The sequence below is a fragment of the Devosia pacifica genome, from assembly GCF_014652635.1.
Classification (GTDB): Bacteria; Pseudomonadota; Alphaproteobacteria; order Rhizobiales; family Devosiaceae; genus Devosia; species Devosia pacifica.
Map to the genome: position 1 here is coordinate 359,318 of NZ_BMZE01000004.1, position 26,542 is coordinate 385,859.

General features: G+C 60.6%; 24 protein-coding genes and 1 tRNA gene. 13 read left to right on the forward strand and 12 right to left on the reverse strand.

Going from position 1 to position 26,542, the window contains the following annotated elements:
* Positions 1–141 precede the first annotated feature (141 nt).
* Both IE127_RS18050 and IE127_RS18055 read left to right on the forward strand, forming a co-directional pair.
* Positions 142–756 (forward strand): hypothetical protein, encoded by a 615-nt coding sequence (locus IE127_RS18050; RefSeq protein ID WP_189427177.1) that lies wholly within the window; start codon positions 142–144, stop codon positions 754–756.
* Between the two features lie 159 nt (positions 757–915).
* Positions 916–1,095, forward strand: a complete 180-nt coding sequence (locus IE127_RS18055) for a hypothetical protein (protein WP_189427178.1) — start codon at positions 916–918, stop codon at positions 1,093–1,095.
* Positions 1,096–1,591: 496 nt separating this feature from the next.
* On the opposite strand, the gene IE127_RS18060 is transcribed toward IE127_RS18055, so the two are convergent.
* The 4 genes from IE127_RS18060 to IE127_RS18075 all read right to left on the reverse strand — a co-directional run bounded on the left by IE127_RS18060 (position 1,592) and on the right by IE127_RS18075 (position 4,189).
* Positions 1,592–2,353 carry a glutaredoxin family protein gene (locus IE127_RS18060; protein WP_244640314.1) on the reverse strand — a complete coding sequence of 254 codons (762 nt, stop codon included), beginning with the start codon at positions 2,351–2,353 and terminating at the stop codon, positions 1,592–1,594.
* 18 nt (positions 2,354–2,371) lie between these two features.
* Positions 2,372–3,235, reverse strand: coding sequence for a DUF305 domain-containing protein (locus IE127_RS18065; RefSeq protein ID WP_244640316.1), 864 nt, complete (start codon positions 3,233–3,235; stop codon positions 2,372–2,374).
* 325 nt (positions 3,236–3,560) lie between these two features.
* Positions 3,561–3,637: transfer RNA gene (locus IE127_RS18070), tRNA-Pro, on the reverse strand.
* 60 nt (positions 3,638–3,697) lie between these two features.
* The gene (locus IE127_RS18075) at positions 3,698–4,189 is read right to left on the reverse strand and encodes a GNAT family acetyltransferase (protein ID WP_189427179.1); all 492 of its coding nucleotides are present in this window, start codon (positions 4,187–4,189) and stop codon (positions 3,698–3,700) included.
* 95 nt (positions 4,190–4,284) lie between these two features.
* Here IE127_RS18075 and IE127_RS18080 point away from each other — a divergent pair, with 95 nt between their 5' ends.
* Positions 4,285–5,259: a phosphotransferase enzyme family protein gene (locus IE127_RS18080; RefSeq protein ID WP_189427180.1), complete on the forward strand. Its 975-nt coding sequence runs from the start codon at positions 4,285–4,287 to the stop codon at positions 5,257–5,259.
* Here the strand turns inward: IE127_RS18080 and IE127_RS18085 are convergent.
* The 4 genes from IE127_RS18085 to IE127_RS18100 all read right to left on the reverse strand — a co-directional run bounded on the left by IE127_RS18085 (position 5,256) and on the right by IE127_RS18100 (position 9,800).
* Complete coding sequence (locus tag IE127_RS18085; protein WP_189427181.1) at positions 5,256–6,533, reverse strand: O-antigen ligase family protein; 1,278 nt, start codon at positions 6,531–6,533, stop codon at positions 5,256–5,258. The genes IE127_RS18080 and IE127_RS18085 overlap by 4 nt on opposite strands.
* Positions 6,530–8,050 carry an undecaprenyl-phosphate glucose phosphotransferase gene (locus IE127_RS18090; RefSeq protein ID WP_189427182.1) on the reverse strand — a complete coding sequence of 507 codons (1,521 nt, stop codon included), beginning with the start codon at positions 8,048–8,050 and terminating at the stop codon, positions 6,530–6,532. Before IE127_RS18090 ends, IE127_RS18085 begins: the two co-directional genes overlap by 4 nt.
* Before the next feature lie 73 nt (positions 8,051–8,123).
* Complete coding sequence (locus tag IE127_RS18095; protein WP_189427183.1) at positions 8,124–9,233, reverse strand: glycosyltransferase family 4 protein; 1,110 nt, start codon at positions 9,231–9,233, stop codon at positions 8,124–8,126.
* Between the two features lie 15 nt (positions 9,234–9,248).
* Positions 9,249–9,800: a polysaccharide biosynthesis/export family protein gene (locus IE127_RS18100; RefSeq protein ID WP_210310543.1), complete on the reverse strand. Its 552-nt coding sequence runs from the start codon at positions 9,798–9,800 to the stop codon at positions 9,249–9,251.
* Positions 9,801–9,953: 153 nt separating this feature from the next.
* Here IE127_RS18100 and IE127_RS18105 point away from each other — a divergent pair, with 153 nt between their 5' ends.
* Entirely contained in the window at positions 9,954–12,164 is a 2,211-nt protein-coding gene (locus IE127_RS18105) for a GumC family protein (protein ID WP_189427184.1), read from the forward strand.
* A gap of 19 nt (positions 12,165–12,183) precedes the next feature.
* The gene (locus tag IE127_RS18110; protein ID WP_189427185.1) at positions 12,184–13,227 is read left to right on the forward strand and encodes a polysaccharide deacetylase family protein; all 1,044 of its coding nucleotides are present in this window, start codon (positions 12,184–12,186) and stop codon (positions 13,225–13,227) included.
* A 4-nt stretch (positions 13,228–13,231) separates the two neighbouring features.
* On the opposite strand, the gene IE127_RS18115 is transcribed toward IE127_RS18110, so the two are convergent.
* Complete coding sequence (locus IE127_RS18115; RefSeq protein WP_189427186.1) at positions 13,232–13,438, reverse strand: DUF2842 domain-containing protein; 207 nt, start codon at positions 13,436–13,438, stop codon at positions 13,232–13,234.
* Between the two features lie 79 nt (positions 13,439–13,517).
* Here IE127_RS18115 and IE127_RS18120 point away from each other — a divergent pair, with 79 nt between their 5' ends.
* The 3 genes from IE127_RS18120 (at position 13,518) to rpsI (ending at position 15,686) form a co-directional block, all read left to right on the forward strand.
* Positions 13,518–14,597, forward strand: coding sequence for a COX15/CtaA family protein (locus tag IE127_RS18120; RefSeq protein WP_373297338.1), 1,080 nt, complete (start codon positions 13,518–13,520; stop codon positions 14,595–14,597).
* A 140-nt stretch (positions 14,598–14,737) separates the two neighbouring features.
* Positions 14,738–15,202, forward strand: a complete 465-nt coding sequence (gene rplM / locus IE127_RS18125) for a 50S ribosomal protein L13 (protein ID WP_189427188.1) — start codon at positions 14,738–14,740, stop codon at positions 15,200–15,202.
* Between the two features lies 1 nt (position 15,203).
* Complete coding sequence (gene rpsI / locus IE127_RS18130) at positions 15,204–15,686, forward strand: 30S ribosomal protein S9 (RefSeq protein WP_189427189.1); 483 nt, start codon at positions 15,204–15,206, stop codon at positions 15,684–15,686.
* A 50-nt stretch (positions 15,687–15,736) separates the two neighbouring features.
* Here rpsI and IE127_RS18135 read toward each other — a convergent pair whose 3' ends face one another.
* Both IE127_RS18135 and IE127_RS18140 read right to left on the reverse strand, forming a co-directional pair.
* Positions 15,737–17,491 carry an alpha/beta hydrolase gene (locus IE127_RS18135; RefSeq protein ID WP_244640318.1) on the reverse strand — a complete coding sequence of 585 codons (1,755 nt, stop codon included), beginning with the start codon at positions 17,489–17,491 and terminating at the stop codon, positions 15,737–15,739.
* Between the two features lie 13 nt (positions 17,492–17,504).
* Entirely contained in the window at positions 17,505–18,134 is a 630-nt protein-coding gene (locus IE127_RS18140; RefSeq protein WP_189427190.1) for an exopolysaccharide biosynthesis protein, read from the reverse strand.
* 254 nt (positions 18,135–18,388) lie between these two features.
* Here IE127_RS18140 and IE127_RS18145 point away from each other — a divergent pair, with 254 nt between their 5' ends.
* Positions 18,389–19,861 carry an MDR family MFS transporter gene (locus tag IE127_RS18145; protein WP_189427191.1) on the forward strand — a complete coding sequence of 491 codons (1,473 nt, stop codon included), beginning with the start codon at positions 18,389–18,391 and terminating at the stop codon, positions 19,859–19,861.
* Between the two features lie 24 nt (positions 19,862–19,885).
* Here IE127_RS18145 and IE127_RS18150 read toward each other — a convergent pair whose 3' ends face one another.
* Positions 19,886–21,226, reverse strand: a complete 1,341-nt coding sequence (locus tag IE127_RS18150) for a glycosyltransferase (protein ID WP_189427192.1) — start codon at positions 21,224–21,226, stop codon at positions 19,886–19,888.
* Between the two features lie 416 nt (positions 21,227–21,642).
* Here IE127_RS18150 and IE127_RS18155 point away from each other — a divergent pair, with 416 nt between their 5' ends.
* The 4 genes from IE127_RS18155 (at position 21,643) to IE127_RS18170 (ending at position 26,525) form a co-directional block, all read left to right on the forward strand.
* Positions 21,643–22,863: an LL-diaminopimelate aminotransferase gene (locus IE127_RS18155; RefSeq protein WP_189427193.1), complete on the forward strand. Its 1,221-nt coding sequence runs from the start codon at positions 21,643–21,645 to the stop codon at positions 22,861–22,863.
* A gap of 116 nt (positions 22,864–22,979) precedes the next feature.
* A complete protein-coding gene (locus IE127_RS18160; protein WP_189427194.1) occupies positions 22,980–23,963 on the forward strand; it encodes an ABC transporter substrate-binding protein in 984 nt (327 codons plus the stop codon).
* Positions 23,964–23,966: 3 nt separating this feature from the next.
* The gene (locus IE127_RS18165; RefSeq protein WP_189427195.1) at positions 23,967–24,959 is read left to right on the forward strand and encodes an iron-siderophore ABC transporter substrate-binding protein; all 993 of its coding nucleotides are present in this window, start codon (positions 23,967–23,969) and stop codon (positions 24,957–24,959) included.
* A 261-nt stretch (positions 24,960–25,220) separates the two neighbouring features.
* Complete coding sequence (locus IE127_RS18170) at positions 25,221–26,525, forward strand: homoserine dehydrogenase (protein ID WP_189427265.1); 1,305 nt, start codon at positions 25,221–25,223, stop codon at positions 26,523–26,525.
* Positions 26,526–26,542 lie beyond the last annotated feature (17 nt).

Sequence of the window (26,542 nt, forward strand, 5' to 3'; positions counted from 1 at the left end):
GCCGTTCAGCATTGACGAATTCGGGCGGCAGGCCGCCCGAATTAGAATTAGCGCAAGCGGAGGCTATACCTGGGGTCTGCCATTTCCGTTCCCGCCAGCGTTTCCCTTATTGCCGCCGTTGCCCTGACCGCCAGCGTTGCCTTGTCCGCCAGCATTACCCTGGTCCCCGCCGGTGCCGTGCGTCCCACCATTGCCTTCGTTTTCAGTGCCGTCCCCGCCTCCAAGGCCTTTGCCAACGCCGCAATTTCCGTCGCAGGCGGCATTATTGCTAGGAATGTCGTGGCCGTCACCGTTGTCGCCGTTGCCCTGACCCTCACCGTTACCTTCGTTTCCGGTGCCGTTGCCGCCGCCGGGGCCCTCGCCTTTGCCGCAATTGCCGCCGCAGGCAACATTTTTGCCTTCGTCGTCTCCGGTATCGCCATCGTCACCGCCGGTGTCTTCGTCGCCGCCGGTATTGCTGTCGCCACCACCGGTGCCTTCGTCACCTCCGGTGTTGCCTTCGTCACCTCCAGTGCCTTCGTCGCCGCCGGTATTGCCGTCGTCACCACCGGTGCCATTGTCGCCTCCAGTATTGCCGTCATCACCTCCGGTGTTGTCGTTGTCTCCACCAGTATTGCCATTGCCGTCGCCGTTGTTTCCGCCGGGCGACTGGCCACCACCCGGCACTTGGCCAGGGGCTGGGGGCTGGCCTGGAGTTGGCGCCGGGACAGCTGGTTGCGCGCTATCGTCCGGGTTCTGCTCCGGCGACGCATTTGAAGGGGGTAACCCGTTCCCAGGTGATGCCGGATTTGGCAGGGGCCGGCTATTCGCCGCGACAGCCTGACCGGACTGGAATGACGCAGCTACAGGGAAATAGCGCGCTGTACCGCAAAGGGAATCGGCAATTGCATCAAACTTGGCAGCCAGAGCCCGGTCTTGCGCAGCGTCGGCTGCTGTACGGATACCATCCGCGATGTCGAGACAAACGGGAAGTCGCACGCGCGGAGCCTGCGCGGCCAGCGCATTGACCAGATTGTCAAGGTCTCGATCGCGCTGTGGGCCGGGCTGACGCACCCGAGCAAAAAGATCGACGAACAAAACACAACGGCTAGCTGATGGCGACTGCGGACAATATTCGAGAACTGCGGGCACGGTGCCTTGGAACTCAACAGCAGCGGCTCCGGCAGCGCCGCTGGTCAGCAGTGCGATTGAAGCGAAGGCAAGTCTCAACAAACGGGACATCCTGTCCTCCACGAGAGTGAAGGCGCCTATTTACGCTTTGTTAATTAAGTCTCATAGCGGGATCTTCGGACTTTTTATTGTTTGATTAACCAGAGAAATCAATAATTTAGAGGAGATCCCCAGCAGTAAAATGCAGAATATAGCGAGAGCGTATAGTAACTTCCAACTGTTTGCGACGTACTGCACATATCTACTGCAATATATTCGACCGACAGCTCGTAGCTGCTAAAGCGGTCAGCGGCACTTTTCGTCCGAAGCATCTGTCGAACAGTCGGATCAACGACGAGGATGTTGGTAGAGGGGAGCAGTTCACCGCTTTTGAACTTGACCAGGGGCTGCGAGGGACTGGGCGGGACACCAGTCCCGCACGCTAACCAATCAACAGGATTCTGATCGGCATCCATATGGCCATAGCGACCATCATCAGGTTTTCGGTCAGCGACACAAATCCAAGGGGCACTTTGCTCGAGCCGCCGACGCAGGCGCATTTCAATTCGCGCTTATCGATATAAACCGCCTTGAACACTGAGACCGCGCCGACGGTGCCGATGAACAGGGCGATCGGTGCCGCAATCCAGATCAGAGCGCCGGCGATCATCAGGATGCCTGCCAGAGCTTCACCGAATGGGTAGATGTACCCGTATTTGACCCAGCGCCGCGCCAGCAGGTCGTAGTTCAGGAACATTGTCGAAAAACTCTCGACGTCCTGAAGCTTCTGGACCGCCAGGAGGCACATGCTGATGGCGATGAACCACTCGAAGGCCCGTATCGTGAAGACCGTGCCAAAAGCTGCCCAGCTGACCGCCAAAGCCATGAAGAAGGCCGTCGAGAAGATCGCGATGACGGGCTTGTAGCTGGTCTCGTCGGCGCTCTTGACCTCTTGCCCGAAATATTCGCGCAGATCGTCGTGTCCGCCGATCCGCTTCCCCTCGATAAAGGTCTGCGGCGTGGTGTCGACGTTATGCTCCTTCTTGAACGCATCGGTCTCTTGCCGCGTCTTCAAATGATGATCATCGACAGTAAAGCCGTGGCTTTCCAGAAGGTCTTTCGATTTCAGGCCGAATGGACAAATGTGCTCTGGCATGACCATTCGATAAAGAGTGGCGGTCTTGCCGGTGTCGCTCTGCGTCATGGCTCTCTCCTTTCAATGTCAGGCGTCGCAGCGATAAAAGCCGCGATAACCGACCCGCAGACCCTCTTCGAGTTCGAAAACCAATTCGGCGTCCTGGCGCCAGTCGGCATCCTCCTGCAGTTCCCTCACTGCCACGGTCGCCCCTGGCGCGGTGAACGAGGCGGCTTCGTCGGTCGCGGTGGCATCGGCCTGCAGTTCGACCAGCACGCCATTCAACTTCATCGCGGCGATACCGGTATCCGGGTTGATCCAGAATATCGGGTCGGTCTCCGGGCTGCGATTGAACCGGCAGGCGGCGGGTGCGCTCAGCACCTCTTGCGCCTCGCTTTCAGTCATCGGGGCAGGATCAAGCGTCGACACCAGTGTGTTGGCCAACGCGTCACTGATGGTGCCGACCTCCGGCTCCGGGTCCTCATAGACACTGTTCACCACATTGCCCTCGGAGACTTCTGCGATGAGGTAGCGCATTTCCGCAATTTCGCGGCGCTGCGCAGCGATGATTTCATCGGCCAGCTTGCGCACGCGAGGATCCTCGATCTGTGCGCGCTCCGACGTCATGATGGCGATGGAGTGGTGCGGGATCATGGCGCGCATATAGCTCGGTCCAGATACCGTCACCTGGCTGCGCACCAGCCACAGCGATAGGCCGAACACAGCTATCGCCCCAAGGAAAATGGCGATGTTCAGCCGAGTGCTCTTGTACATGCCAAGCATGAACGCCAGCATGATAGCCGCCATCGTGGCGCCCATCAGGATCGCCATGTAGGTGCGCGTCTCGCTAAAGAAGACGTGCTCCCACGCGTAAGTGTTCAGATACATCAGGATGAACATCACCACTGTCGAGGTGAGGATCATCAGGCCGAACCGGATGTAGGACATCATGCCTTCCTTCTGGATCAGGATCTGGAGTGCACTGCACGAACCCGCACATGCTGGATGGGTTTCAGACCACGCGAGTTCGCCTAAGTGGATCAACCATCTCGCGTCTCGGGCTCCTTCCGCACTCCGCAAACATATTGCCGCGTTTGTGCGGCTTCCAACCGGGGGAAGGTCAACCCCGGAAAAAGCGCCTCCGGCCGTAGTGGACCGTTGATGGGATAGGGGACGTCTAAGCTATCAGGAAGAAAGGAAACCGGAGCGAGACGTCGATCGTCTGAGGCCCGTAAAACAAAGGGGCCCGGCGATGAGCCGAACCCCTTGAAATTCATGGTCGGAGCGACAGGATTTGAACCTGCGACCCTTTGTCCCCCAGACAAATGCGCTACCAGGCTGCGCTACGCCCCGACTGCGCGGAGACATAAGGAAACACGCCGGATCACGCAAGGGGGTTTGCGGCCTTTACGGTCAGTCCTCCGAACCCTCGTCACCCTTTTGTTCAGGCTGGTCCTCGGGGTAGACGATGCGGCTTGAAAGCCACTGGTAGGCGCCAAGCGCCACAAGCGCGAACATCGAGGACGCGAAAAGTGCCGCGGGATATATGGCGTATTCCAGACCTTCCCGGCTCGTCTTGAACACCATCACCAGTGCCTCGAGGCTCGCCGCGATAACAATGATGGTGATGAATTTGGTGATCGAGCGCCGCGACTCGCGCGACGAGCGCAGTTCGCGTTTACGCAGGATTTCTTCTTCGGCGATGAACTTCGATGTCTCGACGACTGCAAAGCCGATGATCACGATACCGATGCTGTCGAGCGCAGAGTCGACAGGATCTCCCTGCAGAATGCCCTGCAGCGCCTGCCATGCGGCTGTCACCAGAAGTGCTACGGCCAGCACCATGAGCATGAGCGTCGCGACGACGAAATAGATATGGGCGACGTTGGAATAGAGCTTTCGCAATAGAGATCCTTCGCGTTGTTACACACAACTGGCACGCCGTGCTGCCGTTCCAGTTCTCGACTCCGCCGGCCGATCCGTGGCATCGAAACGGTGCCATGAGAGCCATCGATACCATAGCACTTCACGCGGAAACCTGCCGAGCCTGGGAGCTGCCCGGCACCGGCGAGTGCTGGCTGATAAACTACTCAGAGAATCGTACCTTCGGCATTACGTCCGATGCCGGCCAATACGTTCTGCGGGTGCATCGTCCGGGCTATCAATCCCTCGACAACATCAACAGTGAGTTGGCCTGGCTTGAAGCCTTGGGCCGGGACACCGAGCTGAGGGTGCCGGTGCCCATAGCCGGCCTTGATGGCGCGTACATCCAGCACCTTCCATTCGGTTCGGGTACCGCCGCCTGCGTTCTGTTCCGGCACATTCCGGGGCACGAGCCGCAACTGGATACCGGGCTTGTCCCACACTTCCGCACGCTTGGGCGGTATGCCGCGACCCTTCATCGCCATGCCGCGACGTGGGAGAAGCCCGCATCCTTCCAGCGCCATGAATGGTCCGCGGAACAGATATTGGATCCGGACGGATTGTGGGGCGACTGGCGTCGCTCGCCAGATGTCGACAATACTATCCGGCCAGTCCTCGACCGTGTCGATGCGCAACTGCGCTCAGATATCGCCGCATATGGCAAGGGTCCGGAACAGTTCGGGCTGATTCACGCCGATATGCGCTTGGGCAATCTCCTGATCGATGGCGACGATCTGGCACTGATCGATTTCGATGACAGCGGCTTTTGCTGGTTCGCCTACGATTTTGCCGCCGCAGTATCTTTCCATGAGGATTCAGCGCTCCTGCCGGAATTGCGCGAGGCATGGTTCGAGGGCTATCTACCGGTCAGGACGCTGCAGCCCGAGGACATTGCCGCCATGGACTGTATGCTCATCCTGCGTCGCATGGCGCTGTTGGCCTGGATCGGCTCGCATGCCGAAACAGAGCTCGCGCAAAAACACCGACCCGGCTTCGCCGAGGGAACAGCGATGCTTGCGGAGAACTATCTGGCGAACCGGCGACCCCTCTAGAGCACTGCTGAGGCGCGATCCTCAAGCCGCCGCGGGCCACTGCGCATCGCAAGGCCGACACCCCAGATCATGCCCACGAGAAAAAAGTAGTGCCGCCAGTGGTCGGTATCGATGATCACGGCCTCAAGGATCAGCACCGCGTAGGTGCTGATGAGAGGGATCATCAGCGGGCGCAAGGGCGAGCCGGATAGTAGCGAACTGAAGCCGATCCACAAGGTCGTGCCAATCAGCAGGTAGTAGAGGGCGCCGCCGCCCCAGCCATAGACGTGCAGCACATTGACGTAGGTGTTGTGCGGTTCCTCCACAATTACGCCGGAGCTGAACTCGCCTGGACCGATCCCAAGCGGGTTTCTGAGCGCCAGATCGAACGCGTATGCCTGCCGCCCGAAGCGGCCAGTCGCACCGGTATCGTAGTTCTGCGACTCGGTGCGCGTCTCGAACAGTTCGCCAACCTGAGGAATACTCAAAAGTCCCGCCAGCAAGACCACAAGGCCCACCGTGCCCGCAATGCTCAGCATCATGATCCGGACCTTGTCGCGCGCATTGGCCTCGAGCACGAAGCACAGCACCAGCACCATCAATGAAGACACGGCAAGGTGCCCCCAGGCTGCCCGTGAAAAACTGACGAACACGCCGACCAGTAGCAGGCTGTAGCCGGCAGCCGCGAAAATGGATTTCCAGCCAGTGCGCAGCAGCACGCGCTGCAACAGGAACATTGCCGGCAGTATCAGGAACGGCCCGTAAACATTCGGATCCTTGAACATCGCCTTGGCACGGCCATAGCGCATGAATTGCTCCGCCGCTGGCAGAAAGCCGAGATAAGCGGTGATGCCAATGATGGCGGAAAGCAGTGCTGCGATCAGGTAGGCCCGCATGACAAGCCGCGTCCGCTGGATAGGCGCGTCCGCCACGAAATTGGCAAGGAAGTAGGAGGTGAGCAGAAGAAAGAAGGTGACGATCACGAAAATCAGCGACTCGTCGAGCGGCGTATGCCGGACCTGCAAAGCCGCAATCAGCGCAAAGGGGATGAAGGCGACAACCATCGCGAGAAGGCCGAGCGTGCCGCGGTAAAGACCAAAGCCGCCCACCGTGGCGACGGCAAGGACCAGAAGAAATGCAATCTCATAGGGCGAGGGTTCGATGAAAACGAACCCGCCGCAGGCGATCCACAACGCAACTGTCCAGTTCAGCAAACGCTGCGCACGCTCGCGCACCACGGCATGGCCGAGCGCGCCTTGCGGCCGTGCGGAACTTGCTGAACCGGCGAGACTCAATATGCATTCTCATTCTTTGCGAACAGCGAGATCGGGGTCATGACCAGGATGTAGAGGTCGAACAGGATCGACCAGTGTTCGATGTAGAACAGGTCATGATTGACGCGCTGCATGATCTTGTCGATCGTGTCGGTCTCGCCGCGCCACCCATTGATCTGCGCCCATCCGGTAATGCCCGGCTTGACGCGATGGCGGGCGAAATATCCTTCGACAGCCTCGTAGTAGAGCGCATTGTCTGCCTTGGCCTGCATGGCATGCGGACGAGGCCCGACAATCGAAAGCTCGCCGCGCAGCACGTTGAATAGCTGCGGCAGTTCGTCGATCGAGGTCTTGCGGATGAAGCGGCCGACGCGCGTCACGCGAGAGTCGTTCTTGGTCACCAGCTTTGCGGCATTCGCGTCCGAGCGGTCGGTATACATCGAGCGGAACTTGAAGACGCTGATGATCTCGTTGTTGAATCCGTGCCGGTTCTGCCGGAAAAACACCGGTCCCTTGCTATCAAGTTTGATCAGAACTGCTGTAGCCAGCATGATCGGGGACAGAAGGATCAGCGCCACTACCGCAACGATCTTGTCGAACAGCCACTTGAAAACCAGGTTCCAGTCGGAGATCGGCTTGTCCGCCATGTCGAAGACAGGCACGTCGCCGAGATAGGAATAGGCGTGATGGGTGAACTTGAGCTGGCTCATGTGAGCCGACAGTCGGATATCCACCGGCAGCACCCATAGAGTGCGCAGCATCTGCAGCACGCGTTTTTCAGCAGATAGCGGCATCGACACCAATACCAGGTCGACCGGTGTGCGCCGCGCGAACTCGACGAGATCCGCGACCCGCCCGAGCTTGGCGCAACCCGCGACATTTTCCGGCGAGCGTTCATCAACGCGATCGTCGAACAGGCCGAGCAGGTTGATATCGGTGCTGGCGCCCAGTCTGATCTGCTCGATCAGCACCTCGGCATCCGAACCGCCGCCAACAATAACGGTCCGGCGTTTCAGGCGTCCGTCTGCGGTCCACCTCTGAATCAACGAACGAAGCGCAAACCTGAAGGCAATAAGCGCGACCGCGCCTACCCCGTACCAGGAGACCAGCCAGACGCGCGAGATCTGGTCGCCGGCCTTGAAGACGAACACACCGACCATCAGCACCGCTACCACACCCGACCATGCCGCCAGCACGCGCGTCATCTGGCCGATCAACTCGCGGTAGATGATGATGCGATGGCTCGCCGCTATGTTGGTGGCGACATTGGTAAGTAGGCCGGTGGCAAGGATGACGGGCACATAGAAGATATTCTCGCTGGTGCCGAGATAGAGGCTGTAAATTACATAGCCGATAGCTGAGATGAGTATGGCTTCGAGCGCTTGAGCCACGCCGGAGATCACCGATTGCGAGAGGGTGCCTTCAACAGGCGCCGCGATGATGCGCTCAGCCTCCGGCGAAAGGCTTTTATCCGCACCAGAGCCGGTGGTTGCCGCAATGTGATCCAGTACCGCCTGCTTGGGGTCGAGACGAAACATCTGCCTAGCCAGTCTACAAAAATCGTAGGGCCATACTCGTCAGAATGGATGAAGACTCTCTGAAGCCTGCCGCTCAGTCCCGATGCATCGCACTGCGGTACTGCGCCTCGATCTGTGCCGCCATGCGGGCCGCTGAGAACTTCTGCCGGATATAAGCGCTCTTGCGCTGTGTTTGTCGTGCGGCCTCTTCCGGGTCATCGATGAACAGCTGCATCGCCACTCTAAGCGCCTCGGCATCGTTTGCCGGTACGAGTTCAGAAGCGTTCGGTCCGAAGATCTCGGGAATACCGCCAACCGCAGTCGCAATGACCGGCTTTCCGGCAGCGATCGCTTCCAGAACGATATAGGGCAGGGATTCTGCTAGAGATGGGACGATCACGCATCGCCCGCGCTGAAAGGCGTCTCGTGCCGGATTGGCGCCGGGCATGCTGACGCGGCTGCCGAGACCAAGTGACCCTGCAAGCTGTTCGAAGGACTTACGGTCCGGCCCGTCGCCAACAAATAGCGCGTTCGCCGGGCTGCCGTCCCTGCGGTGAACCTTGCTCAATGCTTCAAGAAGAATGTGCACGCCCTTGAGGCGACGCAACTCCCCTATAAAGACGAAGTCCGCCGCGTCAGGTGCAGTTTCCACGGGAAAGAACTCGTCTTCGCGTAAACCGTTGTGAACGACGAGCGAAGGGCAGGTGGGTTCGTCCACGATGGTCGCGTAAGTCTGACGTGCGTATTCGCTCTCGAAGAAGATGCCGTCTGTACGGCGCATCAGCCTGCGCTCCAGCGCATGGAAGATCCGTCCGTTCGTGGAGGCTTTGTCGAAATGCAGCACGCCCCCATGCGGCGTATAAAAGGTCGGCGTATGCTTCGTCCGCGCCAGGCGCGCGTGGAACCCGCCCTTGGCGCCGTGGCCATGAATTACCTCGATCTCCAGCTTGCGGGTCAATGAGCGTAAACTGAAGGGCGTCGTGATGTCGCCGGCCCCAAGGGTTCTGGGGATCTCGGCGTAATGGATGCCGAGTTCGAGATCGGGCGATAGCGCTTCCAGCTTTGCTTCGCTTTGCGAATCCGCAGACAGCGTATCAACGACGACGCCGATCTTGTGCCCGCGCTGGGCGAGCTCGTGGCTCAGATCGGCGACGTGGCGGAACAGGCCACCAACCGGCGCGCGCATGATCTGCAAAATGCGCACGGCGCGCTCCTCGCTTTAGAACCAGCGTTCCTTAACGACGATCGTGTCGTCCGGGAAAATCGGATAGTCGAGCCCGACCGTGCCCTTGACCATCTCGCTGCCATTCTTGCGGTAGATCACCGCCTCATCGCGTTCCGCCGTTTCGGTGAAACCGCCGGCCGTACTGATCGCCGCACGCAATGTCATCCCGTAGACATAGGGAAACTGGCCGGCGTTCTTGACTTCGCCCTGAATATAGAACGGCCGGTATTCGGCAACTTCCACGGCAACGTCGGGGCTGCGCATGAAGCCATTGGCCAGCGCTGCCGCTACGCGATCAGCCGCGCCGCGTGTCGTGGTGTTGCGCACCGCAACAGTGCCCACCAGCGGGAAGGAGATCGTCCCGGCATCGTCGACCCGGTAGCTGTTGGTGAGATCTTCTTCTCCATACACCGTCACCCTCAGCACATCGCCGGTGTCGAGAGTGTATGGCCCCTTCGTCTCCACCGGATAGATAGCCTCCGGCGTCGTGGCGCATGCCGCAAGCGGCACGAGAAGCATGGTCATCAAAAGTTTAGGTGCGCGCATTGGCTTTCCACCGATCGCAGATAGGGGGAGTTTCGGTGCGCGTGGTTAAGAAATCGCTTACAGCCCAATAAGAAAATCGCGTGTTGCGACGGCTTTAACGGATTTATTACCTTACAGGCAGAAAGTCCTCCTCGACGAATGCGAGGACTGTTCATGACCGATCACTCACCGGCCGCGCGCGATGCACGGATCGATATGAGCGCGATACTGTCGGCTGTCGTGGTGCGGCTGCCGCGCATCATCCTGATCACGATCCTCGCCTTGGTGGCGACCTACGTGATCCTGATGTTTACGCCGCGCCTTTATGAGTCCTCCGCCGATATCCTGGTGGAGCCACGCGGCAATGCCTATACCAGAGCACTCGGCGATACGCAGCAGACGGTGGGCACGGTATCGACGGCGGAAGGCGTTGTCTCCAGCCAGATCGAGCTCATCAAATCGCGCGACACGCTCTTGCAGGTGATCGAGCAGACCAATCTGCGCGATGTGCCCGAATTCAGCGAAACTGGTTTTTCCCCGATCGCATATGTCCGCGGCCTGCTCGGCGGCGAGGAGGAGGTGGCGATCCAGCGTGATGCGGTGGTCCTTGGCAATCTGATCGATGCCATGACCGTCATCCAGCAGCGCGATTCCCGCGTCATCAGCATCTCCGTCCGTACCCAGGATCCGGAACTGTCGGCCACCCTTGCGAACGCGATTGCCAACGCGCACGTCGTCCGCCGCGCCCAGCTTTCGCTCAGCGACACCGCCGAAGCCTCTGGCTGGCTCGGCGACGAGATCAGCGGCCTGCGCGAGTCCGTGAACTCCGCCGAACAGGCGGTGGCGGATTTCCGCATCGAGAACGACCTGTTCACCGGCAACAACCAGACAAGCCTTCTCGATCAGCAGCTTTCGACCATCGCGACGCAGATCAACGAAGCGCAGGAGCGCAAGAACACTGCTCGCTCGCGCGCCGCGCTCATCCGCGGGCTTGTCGAGCAGGGGCAGTCCCTTGAAGGCGTCGCCGATATCCAGCAGTCCGCCGTCATCCAGCAGCTCTCGCAGGAAAAGGCGGGTCTGCAGGCCGAGCGCGCGCAGTTGCTCGCGACGCGCCTCGCCAATCATCCGTCTGTGCGCGCGATCGCCGCACAGATTGCGGAACTCGATCAGCAGATCGCTCAGGAAGCCCGCCGCGTTGCTGCCGCCCTGGAGTCGGAATCGCAGATCGAGGCCAGTCTTGAGCAGTCCCTGCGCGACGAGCTGGAAAACCTGAAGGCCTCTGCGTCAGACGCCACGCGCGAGACTGTCACGCTGCAAGGGCTGATCCGTGAGGCCGAGGCGCAGCGCGACCTGCTCGAAAGCTATCTGCGTCGCTACAACGACGCTCTGTCCCGCTCCGGCTCCGAATCCGAGTTTCCCGATGTCCGCGTCATCAGCATGGCGGCCCCTTCGGTCAATCCTGCCTGGCCGCCGACCACCATGATCTTGCTGGCGGTTGGTATCGTTTCAGTCGTCGGGCAAATCGGCCTGATCATTTTCGGCGAGCTGCTGTCGGGGCGCGCCGTCGTGCCTGCCCACCAGCAGCGCTGGAGCAGCAATGCGCCGGCCGAGACGGAATCCGAGCCCGCCGCCTTTGCTGATGATAGTCCTCAGCACGCACCTGCGCCACTCGCGGAAGCCGAAGACACTGATACTGCCGTCGACGAGATCGAGGCCGGCGACCTCATGCCCGCCGCCGCTGCTGCGACTCCCTTGGCGTTCGAGACGTCATCGCATGATGATGCCGTCGAAGACGATGGAGAGATGCCGGCCACAGTCGCGCCGATGTCCGGTCCGCGACCCTCGGGTGATCACGAGCGTCTCGCCTCGGATATCGCGATCGGTCGCTGCCGTATCGTCATGCTCGCGGCAGAGACCAATCATCTCGATAGCCTCAACCTCGCCGATGTTCTCGTCCGCGAAACCCTCAACCGTGGCATCAGCGTTGCCCTTGTCGATGCCGGCAGCGCCAAAGCCACCGAAATGCCCGGCATTGCCGATTTGAGCGCTGGCCGTGCAAGCTTTGGCGACGTCGTTCAGAAGTCGGGGGACGCCCAGTTTGCAGAAGTCGCCTGGGGCACCTCTGCGACCTTCGAGCGGCGTTCGAAGCGGCCCGCGACACTGGTGCAGGCACTCAGCGACATCTATGAGGTTGTCATCGTCCTTACCGGTCGGGCAGGGATGCGCTCGACCCTGCCGGCTTTCGCGGGTATCGGCGACCGGCTGGTGCTGGTGGCCGGTGAAAACTCCAACCCCGAGGCATTGGAAGATCGTGTGGCCGAACTCGAAGAGGCTGGTCTCGGTCGTGCCGAAGTGATCGCGCCGCCGCAGTCCGTCGCAGCCTGAACTCGTTCGCAGAAGATCCATGTCCCTGAAGTACAAGGCTATCCGCGCTGCATTCGAGGTGCTTTGGGCGGCGCGGGCGCCAGCGCTGATGCGCCGGCTTTCCTCGTGTCGCGGCGTCATTTTCACGCTGCACCGCGTCCTGCCGGATGAGCCCCGGGCGTTTTCGCCCAACGGCATCCTGCAGATCCGGCCGGATTTTCTCGATTACGTACTCGAACGATTGCGCGCGCTCGATATTGATCTCGTCAGTCTCGACGAGGCGATGGATCGGCTGAAGGCCGAAAAGCCGGGACGCAAGTTTGCCGTCATCACCTTCGATGACGGCTATCGCGACAATCTCGTCCACGCCTTGCCGATCCTGCGAAAGCACGCCTGTCCGTTTACGCTCTACGTTCCTACCGCTTTTATCGATGGTACCGGCGAACTGTGGTGGCAGGCCCTTGAGGATTTGCTTGCAGTCCATGAACGGCTGACCGTCACGCTCGACGGCGCGGAGCAAACCTTTGAGGCCCGGACGACCGAAGAGAAGCAGGCGAGTTTCGCTGAACTCTACTGGTATATGCGCCGTGCTCCGGAAGCCGATCGTATCGCCTTGCTGACCAGCATGTGTGAGTTTTACGGCCTCGATTTATCAGCGCATTGTCGCTCACTGATCATGGACTGGAACGAACTGCGCCAGTTTTCCTCCGAGCCTTTGTGCACCATCGGAGCTCATACGGTGAACCACTACGAGCTGGCCAAGCTCGCGCCCGAAGATGCGCGCATCGAGATGGTCCACGGCATCGACGTCATCGGCGCCCAGTTCGGCAAGAGACCGAGACATTTGTCTTATCCCCTTGGTGGACCACTGTCCGCGGATGACCGGGAGTTCCGGATTGCTGGCGAGCTCGATCTCGACACAGCCGTTACCACCCGTCCGGGCGGGCTCTATCGGCACCACCTCGAAACGCCGATGCAGTTGCCCCGGGTCTCGCTGAATGGCCTGTTCCAGAACCGGCGCTATGTCGACGTGTTTTCGAGCGGCGCGATCTTTACGATGCTGGGACGGGTAGGGGCCGGCTGATATCTCAGGCGTCCGGCCTCGCCATCCAGCGCACCAGCACGGTGGCAGGCCAAAGCCAGCCGAAGCCGGCAATGGCGAAGTAGACGATGTGCACCCACCACGGCATCTCCATCAGCAGCAGCAGATAGACCGCCGTTGCGAGAATCGCCCAGCCCAGCACTGAAGCCGTAAGCAGCAGGCCGCCAATCAGCTTGCGTCGGGATTGCGTCATGGTGCGGCATCGCGGCAGTTGCATATCATAAGGTGCGGGCATACCACTGCACCGTTCTCACGCATACCGGGATATGGCCTTGGAAGCCGTTCACAATGCCGCACCGTCTGCGGACACTCGCACCAATGACTCACTGCGTCCGGTTCGCATCTGGCTCTATGCGCTTGCCGGGTTCGTTCTCGTCATCCTTATGGTCGGCGGGATAACACGTCTGACCGAATCTGGTCTTTCCATCACCAGTTGGAAGCCGGTTTCGGGCGTGGTGCCGCCTCTGAACGAAGAGCAATGGCAGGCCGAGTTCGAAGCCTATCAGCAGATCCCGCAATACAGCGTCGTCAACTCATGGATGACGCTTGAGGACTTCAAGTTCATATTCTTCTGGGAATGGCTGCACCGGTTGCTCGGACGCTTGCTCGGTGTCTTCTTTATCGTGCCGTTTACGGTGTTTCTGGTGCAGAAGCGCCTGCCAAGGCATCTCGCCATGCCGCTCTTCGGTCTGTTTATTCTGGGCGGATTTCAGGGCCTCCTCGGCTGGTGGATGGTTTCCTCGGGATTGTCCGAGCTCACATCGGTCTCACAATACAGGCTTGCCGCTCACCTCACGGCAGCGGCGCTGCTGTTTCTTGCGCTCACCTATGTCGCGCGAAGTCTGACGCCCGGTGCCGTCCCGCAACTGGTGGGAAAAACGCAGGTCGGGCAGGCCTGGATCTTGCTGGTTCTGTTCGTGGTGCAGATCGCGGCCGGGGCCTTTGTAGCCGGCTTGGATGCGGGCATGGGTTACAACACCTGGCCTTTGATGGATGGGGCATTGATCCCATCCGGCATGGCCGTCATGGATCCGTTCTGGCGCAATCTGTTCGAGAACGCGCTGACCGTGCAGTTCATCCATCGCACAATCGCCTATGGCATTACTGCCTATATTCTGATGCTGGTCTGGTGGCAGTCGCGTAATGGCGGATTTACTGGCGTCTTCGGCTGGTTGCCGAGGCTGGCAATACTCGTCGGGCTGCAGGTGGTCCTGGGAATTGCGACGCTTCTGATGTCGGTCCCCATCAGCCTTGCTGTCGGGCATCAGGCGCTGGCATTCCTCCTTGCGGGCAGCACCGTAGCCTACATCGCCGATATGCGTAGAATCTCAAAGGTCTGGCAAACGGTATAATAATACCGCAACGCTAATACGTTGAAATCATACGTCTTTATCTTTTCGCTTGACGCCCTTTCTGCGGGCCTGTAATCCCCGCTGCGAGATTGCCGCGACGCACTGTGTCGGCGGCGCCCCGACTATCTGAGGATACCAAAATGAAGACTTACTCGGCCAAACCGAGCGAGATCGAAAAGCAGTGGGTGCTGATTGACGCCGAAGGGCTCGTCGTCGGCCGCCTCGCTTCGATCATCGCTTCGCGTCTGCGTGGCAAGCACAAGCCGACGTTCACGCCGCACATGGATATGGGCGACAACATCGTCGTCATCAACGCCGACAAGGTGAAGCTGACTGGCCGCAAGCTCGACCAGCATCGCTTCTACTGGCACACCGGTTATCCCGGCGGCATCAAGGATCGGACTGCCCGCGAGCTGATCGAGGGCCGTTTCCCGCAGCGCGTTCTGGAAAATGCCGTACGCCGCATGATGCCTGGCGGTCCGTTGACCCGCGCACAGCTCAAGAACCTGCGCGTTTATGCTGGCACCGAGCATCCGCATGAGGCCCAGCAGCCCACGCAGCTCGATGTTGCCGGCATGAACACCAAGAACGTGAAGGTGAAATAATATGGCCGAGACCATCAATTCCCTCGAAGAACTCGGGTCTTCGGCTGCAACCCCGGCCGCCAACGATGCCCCGGTGCATGTGCAGAAGCTCGACCAGTATGGCCGTGCCTATGCCACCGGCAAGCGCAAGGACGCCGTTGCACGCGTCTGGCTGAAGCCAGGTTCGGGCAAGGTCACCGTCAATGGCCGCGAGTTTGCAAAGTACTTCGCACGCCCGGTTCTGCAGCTGATCGTGCAGCAGCCGTTCGACGTTGCCGAGCGCAAGGACCAGTACGACGTCAACATCACCGTTTCCGGTGGTGGTCTGTCGGGCCAGGCTGGTGCCGTGCGTCACGGTATCTCGCAGGCGCTCACGTTCTATGAGCCGGACCTGCGTGGCGTTCTCAAGAAGGGCGGCTTCCTGACCCGCGACAGCCGCGTGGTGGAACGCAAGAAGTACGGTCGTGCAAAGGCCCGTCGTTCGTTCCAGTTCTCGAAGCGCTAAGAACGATATACATTCTGCGAAAAGGGCCGGCGAAAGCCGGCCCTTTTTCATTAAGGCTCCTGGGCGGCTCGAAACCAGCCAGGTCCGATATCTGCATATTGTCCTTGCCGGGTCAGCTTGGCCCCCAGCCGGTCGAGTTCCGCATCAGACCATCCTTGCGGGTCGGTTACCGCGATCCAGGCCTCGAGATAGTCCTGTGGCGCATACACATGGCCGAAACCGATCGGCGATGTCTGTGCCAGCACGAGGTCGGCAAGCAGCTGCAGGAAGGTGACGACTGGGTACCAGTTAAGCTGCGGAGAGATGTCTTGCGGCCTGTCGCCGCTCAGCCACTCCGGCGGGCGATAGAGCACTGCAGGATCGAAGAAGACGATCGGGTCGCTCGGATACTGCAGATAGACCAGCCTGATCGGTCCCCACGACGCGCCAGGGACATCGAGCGAATTCTCTTGGTTCGTAAACCGAACCACCGAGGAGTTGCCCACCAGAGGCAGCCATTCGGGAGAGCCCGGCAGGCGGTTGGCGGTCGCCGATTGCCAGGCCTCACTCGCAAACGGCGGTCCGGCCCAGAGGGCGCCATCGAACGGATCCGCGAGCACGTCGTATAGCGTTGCCGATGCCTGGGACGCATAAGCTCCAAGGCTGAGACCGTGCAGATAGAGCCGAGGTCGTGATCCTTCGGGCAGGGCAGTCCAATACTGATAGATTTCCGTGAAGAGCGCCTGCGCGGCGGCCGTTCCCACTTCCGGTTCCGCCAGAAGCGAAATCCAGCTGGTGAGGTATGAGTACTGCAGCGCCACACTGGCCACGTCACCATTGTGGACGATCTCGAGCGTATCGATCGCGGCAGGATCAACCCATCCCGTTCCCACTGGCATGATCAGCACCAGAACCGATCGCTCGAAAGCGCCGACTCTCTGCATCTCTGCGAGTGCCAGGCGGGCACGCTGTTCCACGGTCTCGGCTGAACGCAGCCCAACATAGACTCGCAGCGGCGTGACCGCAGGTTTGCCGGTAATTTCGGAGATCTCGTCTGCAGTCGGGCCCGACTGAACATAAGAGCGGGCGTCGAGCCCGATAGTCTCCCATGCAACGAATGAGGCGTCGCTGCCCGAGCGAAGCGGATCGGTCGGCGCCTCTTCATATTGCCCCGCGAGTGCATCGAGGCGGGCATAGAACTGATCTGCTGCGTAGAGCGACCATCGCAGAACCACGCCATTGACGAACAGGGTGGTGGCCAGCCCGACACTGACGATACCGATCACCAGAGCGACGCGGCGTGGAATAATTCCCGTCAGCCGGCGTGCTACAAACCGCATCCCGTGCACCAGCACCGTGCCAATACCGATTAACGCGATGGCCGGGAGCAGCGCGATCAGCGTCACCCATAAAGGATTGTTGGTCTCGACTGGCTGCATGTCCATGGCGGCACGGATCGAATTCTGCCAGCTGGTCGACTGCCAGAGGAAGACGAACACGATAGTGACCGCAACGAGGAAGGCGGCAAGCCGAACTCCGCGAGGCAGGCGTCGCCCCGGCACGCTCAGCTCCATGAAATTCCACAGCCACTCGAGGAACACGCCAATCCCGTACCCCGCGGCGAAGACGCAGCCGGTCAGAATTCCTTGAATCACGAAATTTCTCGGCAGTAGCGATGGCGTCAGGGAAAGCGCGAAGAACACCAGTCCCAACAGCACGCCGCCGGTCGATGTGCGGTCGAGCAGCCGGTTGAGAAAGCGAACGGGCGGCAGCACTTCGGCAGCCCTGATCCACTTCCAGTTTCGACCGCGTGCCGGTGTGTCCACCTGATCGTTCCTGTCACCACATCCCGCTGGCGTGCAGCCCCAGCGTGATCACGAACCATATCACGCCGACATCGATCGTCACCCCGATCAGGGCAAGGGCGATCCCGGCGCCGACAAGGATGCCATCGCGGTTCAGAAGGGCGATGCACAGCACGGTCAGCCCCACGTTCGGGATAGCGTTCATGAACGGAATCGGCACCGCCATCGGCAGGCACAGCATCATCATGAACACGCCGAGTATGCGCTGCGCCAGTTTCCCAGCCAGCCATTCCAGCCTGGTGCGGGAAATTTTCGACATCAGCCGTGTCAAGCTGCCCATGCGCTCGAGCATCTGGATCAGCAACCGCGTCGATAGCCGCCTCTTGCCTAGAAACCCCGGTAGCCAGATGCTTTTTGCCCGCACCATCGCGATGGAAAAGGTGAAGATCGCCGCGGCCATTGTGCCGCCGTAGCCGGGCGGGCCTGGCAGCATGTTGAGAATGCAGAACACCAGAATGACCAGAAGATGCGATTTATCGCCCAGCAGGTCGATCAGCTCGCGCACGGTCACCCTGCGCCGGCCATCTTCGATGGCGGCGCGAAGCGTGCCGGTAATGGCAGCGACATCGGCCTCGACGGGGCTGGTGTAGCGTGTCCTGGTCATGCCGCTCCAAAGTTCATGCAGGCACTTATGGCTAACGAACCTTCAGGAAAAAAGACAGGTGCCAGACAAACGGATCATCCGTGTTCCTGTTGCATGAATGGTTCACGGCATCGGCTTTCATAAAAATGGCGATAGAAAACGACATGGAATGGGTCTAGTCAGGTCGAAATCTCGTGGCGCAAGCGCGTCGCGGCGCGATCCTATGGTCGGTGCCGCCCCGTCATGTCGCCCGTTTTTGCGCACAGGATAGTGTCATGGCAACACCCGAGCTTACGGCCGAGCAGGTCGACGCGTCTGCACCCGAAGATCTGAGCGCCCGCAACCGCCTGGTGATTGCGCTGCTGCTGGTCTCGACGTTTGTGGTGATTCTCAACGAGACGATCATGAGCGTCGCCCTGCCGCGGCTGATGGTAGCGCTCGATTCGCCGGCCAGCGCGGTGCAATGGCTGACCACCGCCTTCCTGCTGACAATGGCCGTCGTGATCCCGATCACCGGCTATCTGATTCAGCGGATCAACACCCGGCCGCTTTTCATCATCGCCATGTCGACGTTTTGCCTCGGCACGCTGGCCTGCGCCCTGTCCCCGGGGCTGGGCATGCTCATCGCCGGTCGCGTCATTCAGGCCGTCGGCACCGCAATCATGCTGCCCTTGCTGATGACCACCGTCATGACTCTCGTGCCGGAACAATCACGCGGCAAGACCATGGGCAATATCTCGATCGTCATTTCCGTTGCTCCCGCGATCGGCCCGACGATCTCCGGCTTCATCCTCAACAGCCTCGATTGGCGCTGGATGTTCTGGCTGGTCCTGCCGATCGCTGGCGGTGCGCTCGCGCTTGGCGCGATCCGGATGAAGAACGTCACCACGCCGCGTTATGCGCCGCTCGATTTTCTGTCGATCCTTCTGTCTGTCCCCGCCTTTGGCGGCATCGTCTACGGGCTGAGCATGCTGGGAGAGGGCGGTGGCGAGGGCATTGTTGCGCCATGGATTCCGCTGGTCGTTGGCCTCGCCATGCTCGCAGTGTTCGTCTTTCGCCAGCTCCGCCTCCAGGCGCGGGACAAGGCCTTGCTGGACCTGCGCACCTTTGCCTCGCCGACATTTGCGATCGCCGTGGTGATGATGGCCGTCTGCATGATGTCGCTGTTCGGCACCATCATCCTGCTCCCGATCTACACGCAGAATGTCCTCGGCATGGATGCGCTGCAGACCGGGCTCATCCTGCTGCCCGGTGGCCTCGTCATGGGGCTGTGCGCGCCATTCGTGGGCCGTCTCTATGACAGGTTCGGCGCTCGCGTACTGCTCGTCCCCGGCACGGTCATTCTCAGCATCGTGCTGTGGTCGCTGACTTTACTGAACCAGACGACGCCGGTGCCGCTGCTGCTTGCCGCGCACGTCACCCTTAGCATTGGCCTCGCGCTGATGTTCACGCCGCTGTTCACTGCCAGCCTCGGCTCCCTGCCGGCGCATCTCTATTCGCATGGCAGCGCCGTCATCGGCACCATTCAGCAGGTCGCTGGTGCTGCGGGCGTGGCGCTGTTTGTGGCCCTGTTGGCTCTGCAGACCAACGCGCTGTTGGCTGAAGGTCTTGATCAGGTTGCTGCCACCGCAGGTGGCATCAGGGTGGCGTTCACCTGTGGCGCGGTCATCTCGCTATTGGCGATCGTGGCAGCTTTCTTCGTGCGCCGGCCGCGCAATGCCGCGGCCGGTCATGGAGCCATGCACTGATGAAGTGATACCTCGGCGCGGCGGCTAGGAAGCCTTGGCTGCCGCGCCGGTTCTCGCACGCGAGGAGATATCGGCGCGCCGCCGCCGCGATGGCCGCACCCGCGGGATATACGACGCCATCACCTGCTCGATGATCTTGATCGCTTCGCCAGTTCCGTCCTCGATATCGAGCTGCTCGGCCACCCGCGCTGCATTGTGCCGGTAGGCGACATTATTGGTCAGTTCGCGGAGGGCGTCCGCCAGAATTTCCGGCGTCAGCCGGCGCAACCGCACAGGCTTTGGCCCGCATCCCAGTTCATAGACACGGCGGCCCCAGTAGGGCTGATCGACCGCCTGCGGCACGATGAAGGTCGGTCGCCCGAGATGCAGCCCGGCCGAGGTCGTGCCTGCGCCACCGTGATGGACGACGCCGCTGACATACTTGAAAAGCTTGTCGTGAGGGGCCTTTTCGATTGCAAAGATGTTCGCCGGCAGATCGGATGGGTCGATGCCGCCCCAGCCGCGCGCCACAACCGCTCGTCCGCCCCAGGCGCGCACGGCTTCCTTGAGAATCTGCGTGTTACGCGCGGCGCCGAATGGCATGGAGCCAAATCCGATATAGACCGGCGCGTCGCCCTCGGAGAGAAACCTCTGGAATTCCGGCGAAGGCTGCCAGCCGGTATTGTCGCCAAGGCTCCAATAGCCGGTCACCATCGCTGATTTCGGCCAGTCGCCGGGGCGCGGCGAAACGGTGGGCGAATAAGCGTAAAGCGTTGGCAGGTGCGAGCCGTCCGTGTTCCGGAACAAGCCGCCCATCATGCGCGAATCAAGCCCCATCAGCTCACGGCGCAGCTTGTTGCGGGGCAGGTTGTAGTACAATTGCTGCACCGACATCGTGGTGTAGGTCAGCCGGTTGAAGGCTCTGCCGAAATCCGGCCCGACATTGTACATGCACAGCGGGAATTCGCTGGTCGTGTTCAGCGGCTGCAGCGCCACCATGATCGCAGGAATCTTCAGCGCCTCGGCGATATCGATGCCGAAGCTAGTATTCATGTTCAGAATGATCGCGTCGGCGCCCTGCGACATGTTCCAGGCGCGCCGTGCAGCCACATCGACGATCTGCTGGCCCTGTCGCAACAGCGAAGGGCCGTTGATCAGCATCGACTGGCTCATCGCGTTCTCGAAGCGCGACTGCAGCAGAAAGTTCTGAATCGAATCGCCAAGGCTATGAAACTCGAGGCCGTAGCTCTCGATCATCTCGCCGAAATCGTCGGAGGCACCCATGGCCACGGAGTAACCGTGCTTCTTGAGAGCCAGACCCAGTGCTACATACGGCTGAACGTCGCCCTGCGTGCCAATGGTGCACAAGGCAATGCGCTTGACCATCCAAACCTCACTTCACACCGCCGGTTCTAAACGTGCTGCGGCGGCCCATTTACATCGCCTCGCAGTGCAATTATGAACGGCCTTCCATAGTCGATTTCATTACAAAAATCGCTCATCGAGGGCAAGAGATGCCGTTTCCGGCGCCCACCACCAGCTCGCGCTACCGTGAAGTAGCCTTGTGGATTTCGGGGCTCTCATCGTATTTTTCAAGCGCCAACGCTCGATAGCTCTTCCCGTCGGTCTGTAAGGACCGGGAAGAGCCGAAAACGATCCGGCCGCGTTTGAGGCGTTTGCAACACGCTGGCGGCTTAACTGAACCCACACCATAATTGTGCGACATTGTCCCGTCTGAATGGGCGCAAATCCCGAATGGGGTCGTGCACGTTTTCGGCCCGAGCCGGGCCACCGAGGATCTGATGAGCGAAGATTTCCACCGCATCCGCCGCCTGCCACCTTATGTGTTCGAGCATATCAACCCTATCAAGGCGAAAGCTCGAGCCGAGGGTGTTGATATTATCGATCTTGGCATGGGCAATCCCGACCTGCCGACGCCGGATCATATCGTATCCAAGCTGCAGGAGACGGTCCAAAACCCACGCACGCACCGCTATTCCACCTCGCGCGGCATCCCGGGGCTCCGCAAGGCTCAGGCGAGCTATTACGGCCGTCGCTTTGGCGTGAAACTCAATCCCGATACTCAGGTTGTCGCGACACTTGGGTCGAAGGAAGGGTTTGCCAATATGGCGCAGGCCATTACCGCACCGGGCGATGTGGTGCTGGTGCCGAACCCCACATACCCCATCCATTCCTTCGGTTTCATCATGTCGGGTGGCGTGGTGCGCTCCATGCCGGCCGAGCCGAACGAGGATTTTCTGCGCTCGCTCGACCGTGCGGTTCGTCACTCGATCCCGAAACCAATCGCTCTGATTCTCAACTATCCCGCCAACCCCACCGCCTATACCGCCAATCTCGATTTTTACGCCGAGGTGGTCCGTTATTGTCGTGAGCAGGGCATCTTCATCCTCTCAGATCTCGCCTATTCGGAGATCTATTTCGATGAAAGCGATCCGCCGCCCTCAATCCTGCAGGTGCCGGGTGCGATCGATATTTCGGTGGAGTTCACCTCGATGTCGAAAACCTACTCGATGCCCGGCTGGCGTGTAGGCTTCGCCGTCGGCAACGAGCGCCTGATCGCGGCCCTCGCGCGGGTAAAGTCCTATCTCGATTATGGTGCCTTCACACCGGTTCAGGTCGCCGCAGCCTCCGCACTTAACGGCTCAGACGAGGTTATTGGCGAGGTGCGGCGCATCTACAAGCATCGCCGCGATGTCATGATCGAGAGTTTCGGCAGGGCCGGCTGGTACATCCCCGAGCCCAAGGCCACGATGTTCGCCTGGGCACCGATTCCGGATCAGTTCGCAGAGCTGGGCTCGCTTGAGTTTGCCAAGCTGCTGATCACCGAGACCGGTGTTGCCGTCGCCCCGGGCGTCGGCTTCGGCGAATATGGCGATCAATATGTGCGTCTGGCGTTCGTTGAGAACGAGCAGCGCATTCGTCAGGCCGCGCGCAACATCAAGAAGTTCATGGGCTCGCTCTCTGGTACGGGCAACGTGGTGCCGTTGCAGGGAAAGAAATAGCGCCTCGTCGATTGAGGAAGCGGGCCAAGGTCCGCTTCCGGCATCTCTCAAAAAATACATGACAACGATTGTCCTCTTTTGTATGGGTCGGCCAGACCAACATCAGGAGGACCGTCGTGACACGCTGGTTCACACGATCGATCTTCGCCGCGACAATTGCCGTCGCCGGCACGATCGCAACCTTCGCCCAGGAAACCTTCCCGGTTACCGTCTCGCACGCCTTCGGTGAAACCACCGTCGAGGACGCGCCACAACGCATCGTCACCTGGGGCTGGGCCGCCCAGGACGCGGTCATTGCACTTGGCCAGGTCCCGGTCGCGATTCCGTACTTCGAGTACGGCGGGGACGAGCAAGGTATGCTCGCTTGGACCAAAGAGGCGATCGCCGGGACCGGCGCGGGAATGCCGACCATCCTTCAGAACACGCAGTCGCCACCAATCGAGCAGATCGCGGCGCTGCAGCCCGATCTCATCGTCGCCGTCTACTCTGGTATCACCGAGGACGAGTATGCGCTTCTCAGCCAGATTGCGCCGGTCGTTGCATACCCCGATGACCCCTGGAGTACGCCCTGGCAACAGACCATCACCCTTACAGGTGAAGTTCTCGGCAAGCGGCAGGAGGCCCAGGATCTGGTCGAGCGCCTCGAAACCTTCATTGCGGACGAGGTGGCTCAATACCCCGAGATCGACGGCACCAGCTTCGCCGCAATTGCTGAGTACAACAACGAGGTAGCGGTCTATGCCGCACTCGACTCGCGGGTAAAATTTCTCGCGGATCTCGGGATGGTCGTGCCGCAAAGCGTCGAGACGCTTGCGCAGGGCAACGAGTTCTTTTTCTCCCTCAGCTTCGAGCGCTTCAACGAACTCGCGAGCGATATTCTCATCAGCTATTTCGAAAGCGATGAAGAAGCCGACGCCTTCTACGAGCGCCCCTACATCGCATTGTCTCCGCAGGTCGAAGAGGGCGCTGTCGCCTCGATCATCGGGGCAGAACTGATCAACTCCATTTCTCCGCCCAGCGCCTTGTCGCTGGAATGGGGCTTTCCACAATACATCGCCAAAATCGCCGAAGCGGCGCGTAACGCCAAGGCAGAGGACTAGAGAATGACTACGATCAACATGAAGACCCCGCTCGTTGCGCTGCTCCTCGGTGCAACAAGCCTGTCCGGTGCGGCCTTGGCTCAGGACAGCTTTCCGAAAGAGGTTGAATCCGCGCTGGGCACCGCGGAAATCTCGGAGCAGCCGGAGCGCGTCGTGACGTGGGGCTGGTCTACCCAGGACGTTGTCATCGATCTTGGCATCGTGCCGGTCGGCATGCCGTTCTTCGCCTATGGCGGCGGAGAAGACGGCGTCCTTCCCTGGACAGAACAGGCAATCGCAGATCTCGGTGCTGAAATGCCGACCATCCTGCCGAACAGTGGTGAACCCCCGATCGAAGCCATCGCGGCGCTCGAGCCGGATGTGATCATTGCGCCGTATTCCGGCATCACCGAGGAAGAATATGCGGCGCTCAGCCAGATTGCGCCAGTGGTCGCCTATCCCGAAAGCGCCTGGTTCGCCACTTGGCAGCAGGTTGTTGAAATGACCGGCAAGGCCCTTGGGCTCACGGAAGAGGCGGACGAACTGATCGCCGAGACCGAAGCTTTCATGCAGCAGCAGGCGGCGCAATATCCCGCATTGCAAGAGGTCACCTTCGTCAATTTCATCGACCGCGATGACGGCCAGGTTTCCGTCCGCACGGCAGAAGATCCGCGAACCCGCCTGCTGGTTGATCTCGGCATGGAGCCGATCGAACAGGCGCCCTCTGCGTCTTCATTCGGCAGCACCTATGCCTATGGGCTCAGTTACGAGAACTTTGATGAGCTCGACGCCGATGTGCTGGTGAGCTTCTTCGACAATCCGGAAGACGCCGAGGCTTTCTTCGCGCGTCCTTATATTCAGCTGGCGCCGCAGGTGCAGTCGAATGCCCTGGCGCGGCTCGAAGGGGAAGAAATCACAATGGCTGTCAGTGGGGCGATCACCCCGATGTCGCTGCGCTATGGCTTCCCGCAATATATCGAAGCTGTCGGCGAGGCAGCTCAAAGAGCAGTCGAATAGGGCTTATTTACAAAGTCCTATTGACGGCTAGGCGAATTCCTATGATGTGTCGCCGCCATGAGCGATATTCAGCCATTCCGCCAGACCGTCGAGTCCTTCATCGCCAGCCGCGGCTGGACGCCCACCCGTTTCGGGCGCACCGTGGCCGGCGATCCTCTTTTTGTTTTCGATCTGCGTGAGGGGCGCGAGCCGCGCTCCGAAACCCGCACCCGCATTCTCAAGGCCATGCAGGAATACGGTGAAACCAAGACCCGCGCGCCGATGCGCATCGGCGTCGCCGGCCTCGGCAATGTCGGCGCGACGCTCGTCAGCATCCTGCAAAAGGATGCGGACTCGCTCACCAAGAAGCTTGGCCGGCAGATCGTCGTCACCTCCGTTGCGGCCCGCTCGCGCTCACGGGATCGCGGCGTCGACATCTCCGGGCTCGAATGGTTCGATGACCCTGTAGCCCTCGCAAAGTCCCCCGATATCGATCTCTTTGTTGAGCTGATTGGTGGCGAAGATGGCCCGGCGCTCGCTGCCGTACGCGCGGCGCTCGAAATCGGCCGCCCCGTAGTGACCGCCAATAAGGCGCTCCTCGCCAAGCACGGCGTCAGCCTGGCCCGGCTCGCCGAGGAAAGCGGTGCGCAGCTCGGCTTCGAGGCGGCAGTTGCTGGCGGCATCCCGGTGATCAAGACTTTGCGCGAAGGCCTCGGCACCGCCAGCATCGCCCGCGTCTATGGCATCATGAACGGCACCTGCAACTACATCCTCACCCGCATGGGCGAAGAACCGATCGATTTCAGCGAGTGCCTGCGCGATGCCCAGGACCTCGGTTACGCCGAAGCCGATCCGACCTTCGACGTCGAAGGCTTCGACACCGCCCACAAGCTGTCGATCCTGTCGACGCTGTGCTTCGGCTACGAGATCGCGCCGGACCGGATCCACGTCGAAGGCATCACCCGCATCACCCAGGCCGACATCCGCGTGGCCGCCGATCTCGGCTACAAGATCAAGCTTTTGGGCATCGCCCAGCGCTCCGATGACGGCATCGAGCAGCGCGTTCATCCAACGCTGGTGCCCAAGTCCAGCGCAATCGCCGGCGTCGATGGCGTCATGAACGCCATCTCGCTCGAAACCGATCACGTGCACGAACTGCTGCTGGCGGGCCCCGGCGCTGGCGGCCCGCCGACCGCATCCTCTGTGCTCTCCGATATTCTCGATATCGCCCGCGGCGCCAAGGTGCCGCCGCTCGGCGTGCCGAGCCCCGAACTGCTTCCCTATAAGCAGGCTCCGATGCGGGCGCATGAAGGTGGCTACTACATCCGCTTGAATGCCAAGGACGTACCCGGAGCACTCGCCGCCATCGCCACCCGAATGGCCGAGAAGGGCATTTCTATCGAAAGCGTCATCCAGCGGCCGGATTTGCATGTCATTGAGCCCGCGGATACGGATATTGTGACGCGCACGGTGGTTCTTCTGACCCAGGACACGCTCGAATCGAACGTGCGCGAGGCGCTGGATCTGATTGCCGCTGACGGCGTGATTGTCGGCCGGCCGCAATTGATCAGGATCGAGACACTTTAGGGCTGGGCACTGCGGCG

Bases quoted from the DNA above. Each gene is read 5' to 3' on its own strand.
- IE127_RS18060 (WP_244640314.1), bottom strand. From the start codon at position 2,353: ATGACGCAGAGCGACACCGGCAAGACCGCCACTCTTTATCGAATGGTC.
- IE127_RS18065 (WP_244640316.1), bottom strand. From the start codon at position 3,235: ATGATGTCCTACATCCGGTTCGGCCTGATGATCCTCACCTCGACAGTG.
- IE127_RS18080 (WP_189427180.1), top strand. From the start codon at position 4,285: ATGAGAGCCATCGATACCATAGCACTTCACGCGGAAACCTGCCGAGCC.
- IE127_RS18090 (WP_189427182.1), bottom strand. From the start codon at position 8,050: ATGTTTCGTCTCGACCCCAAGCAGGCGGTACTGGATCACATTGCGGCA.
- IE127_RS18100 (WP_210310543.1), bottom strand. From the start codon at position 9,800: ATGCGCGCACCTAAACTTTTGATGACCATGCTTCTCGTGCCGCTTGCG.
- IE127_RS18105 (WP_189427184.1), top strand. From the start codon at position 9,954: ATGACCGATCACTCACCGGCCGCGCGCGATGCACGGATCGATATGAGC.
- IE127_RS18110 (WP_189427185.1), top strand. From the start codon at position 12,184: ATGTCCCTGAAGTACAAGGCTATCCGCGCTGCATTCGAGGTGCTTTGG.
- IE127_RS18115 (WP_189427186.1), bottom strand. From the start codon at position 13,438: ATGACGCAATCCCGACGCAAGCTGATTGGCGGCCTGCTGCTTACGGCT.
- rplM (WP_189427188.1), top strand. From the start codon at position 14,738: ATGAAGACTTACTCGGCCAAACCGAGCGAGATCGAAAAGCAGTGGGTG.
- rpsI (WP_189427189.1), top strand. From the start codon at position 15,204: ATGGCCGAGACCATCAATTCCCTCGAAGAACTCGGGTCTTCGGCTGCA.
- IE127_RS18140 (WP_189427190.1), bottom strand. From the start codon at position 18,134: ATGACCAGGACACGCTACACCAGCCCCGTCGAGGCCGATGTCGCTGCC.
- IE127_RS18145 (WP_189427191.1), top strand. From the start codon at position 18,389: ATGGCAACACCCGAGCTTACGGCCGAGCAGGTCGACGCGTCTGCACCC.
- IE127_RS18150 (WP_189427192.1), bottom strand. From the start codon at position 21,226: ATGGTCAAGCGCATTGCCTTGTGCACCATTGGCACGCAGGGCGACGTT.
- IE127_RS18155 (WP_189427193.1), top strand. From the start codon at position 21,643: ATGAGCGAAGATTTCCACCGCATCCGCCGCCTGCCACCTTATGTGTTC.
- IE127_RS18165 (WP_189427195.1), top strand. From the start codon at position 23,967: ATGACTACGATCAACATGAAGACCCCGCTCGTTGCGCTGCTCCTCGGT.
- IE127_RS18170 (WP_189427265.1), top strand. From the start codon at position 25,221: ATGCGCATCGGCGTCGCCGGCCTCGGCAATGTCGGCGCGACGCTCGTC.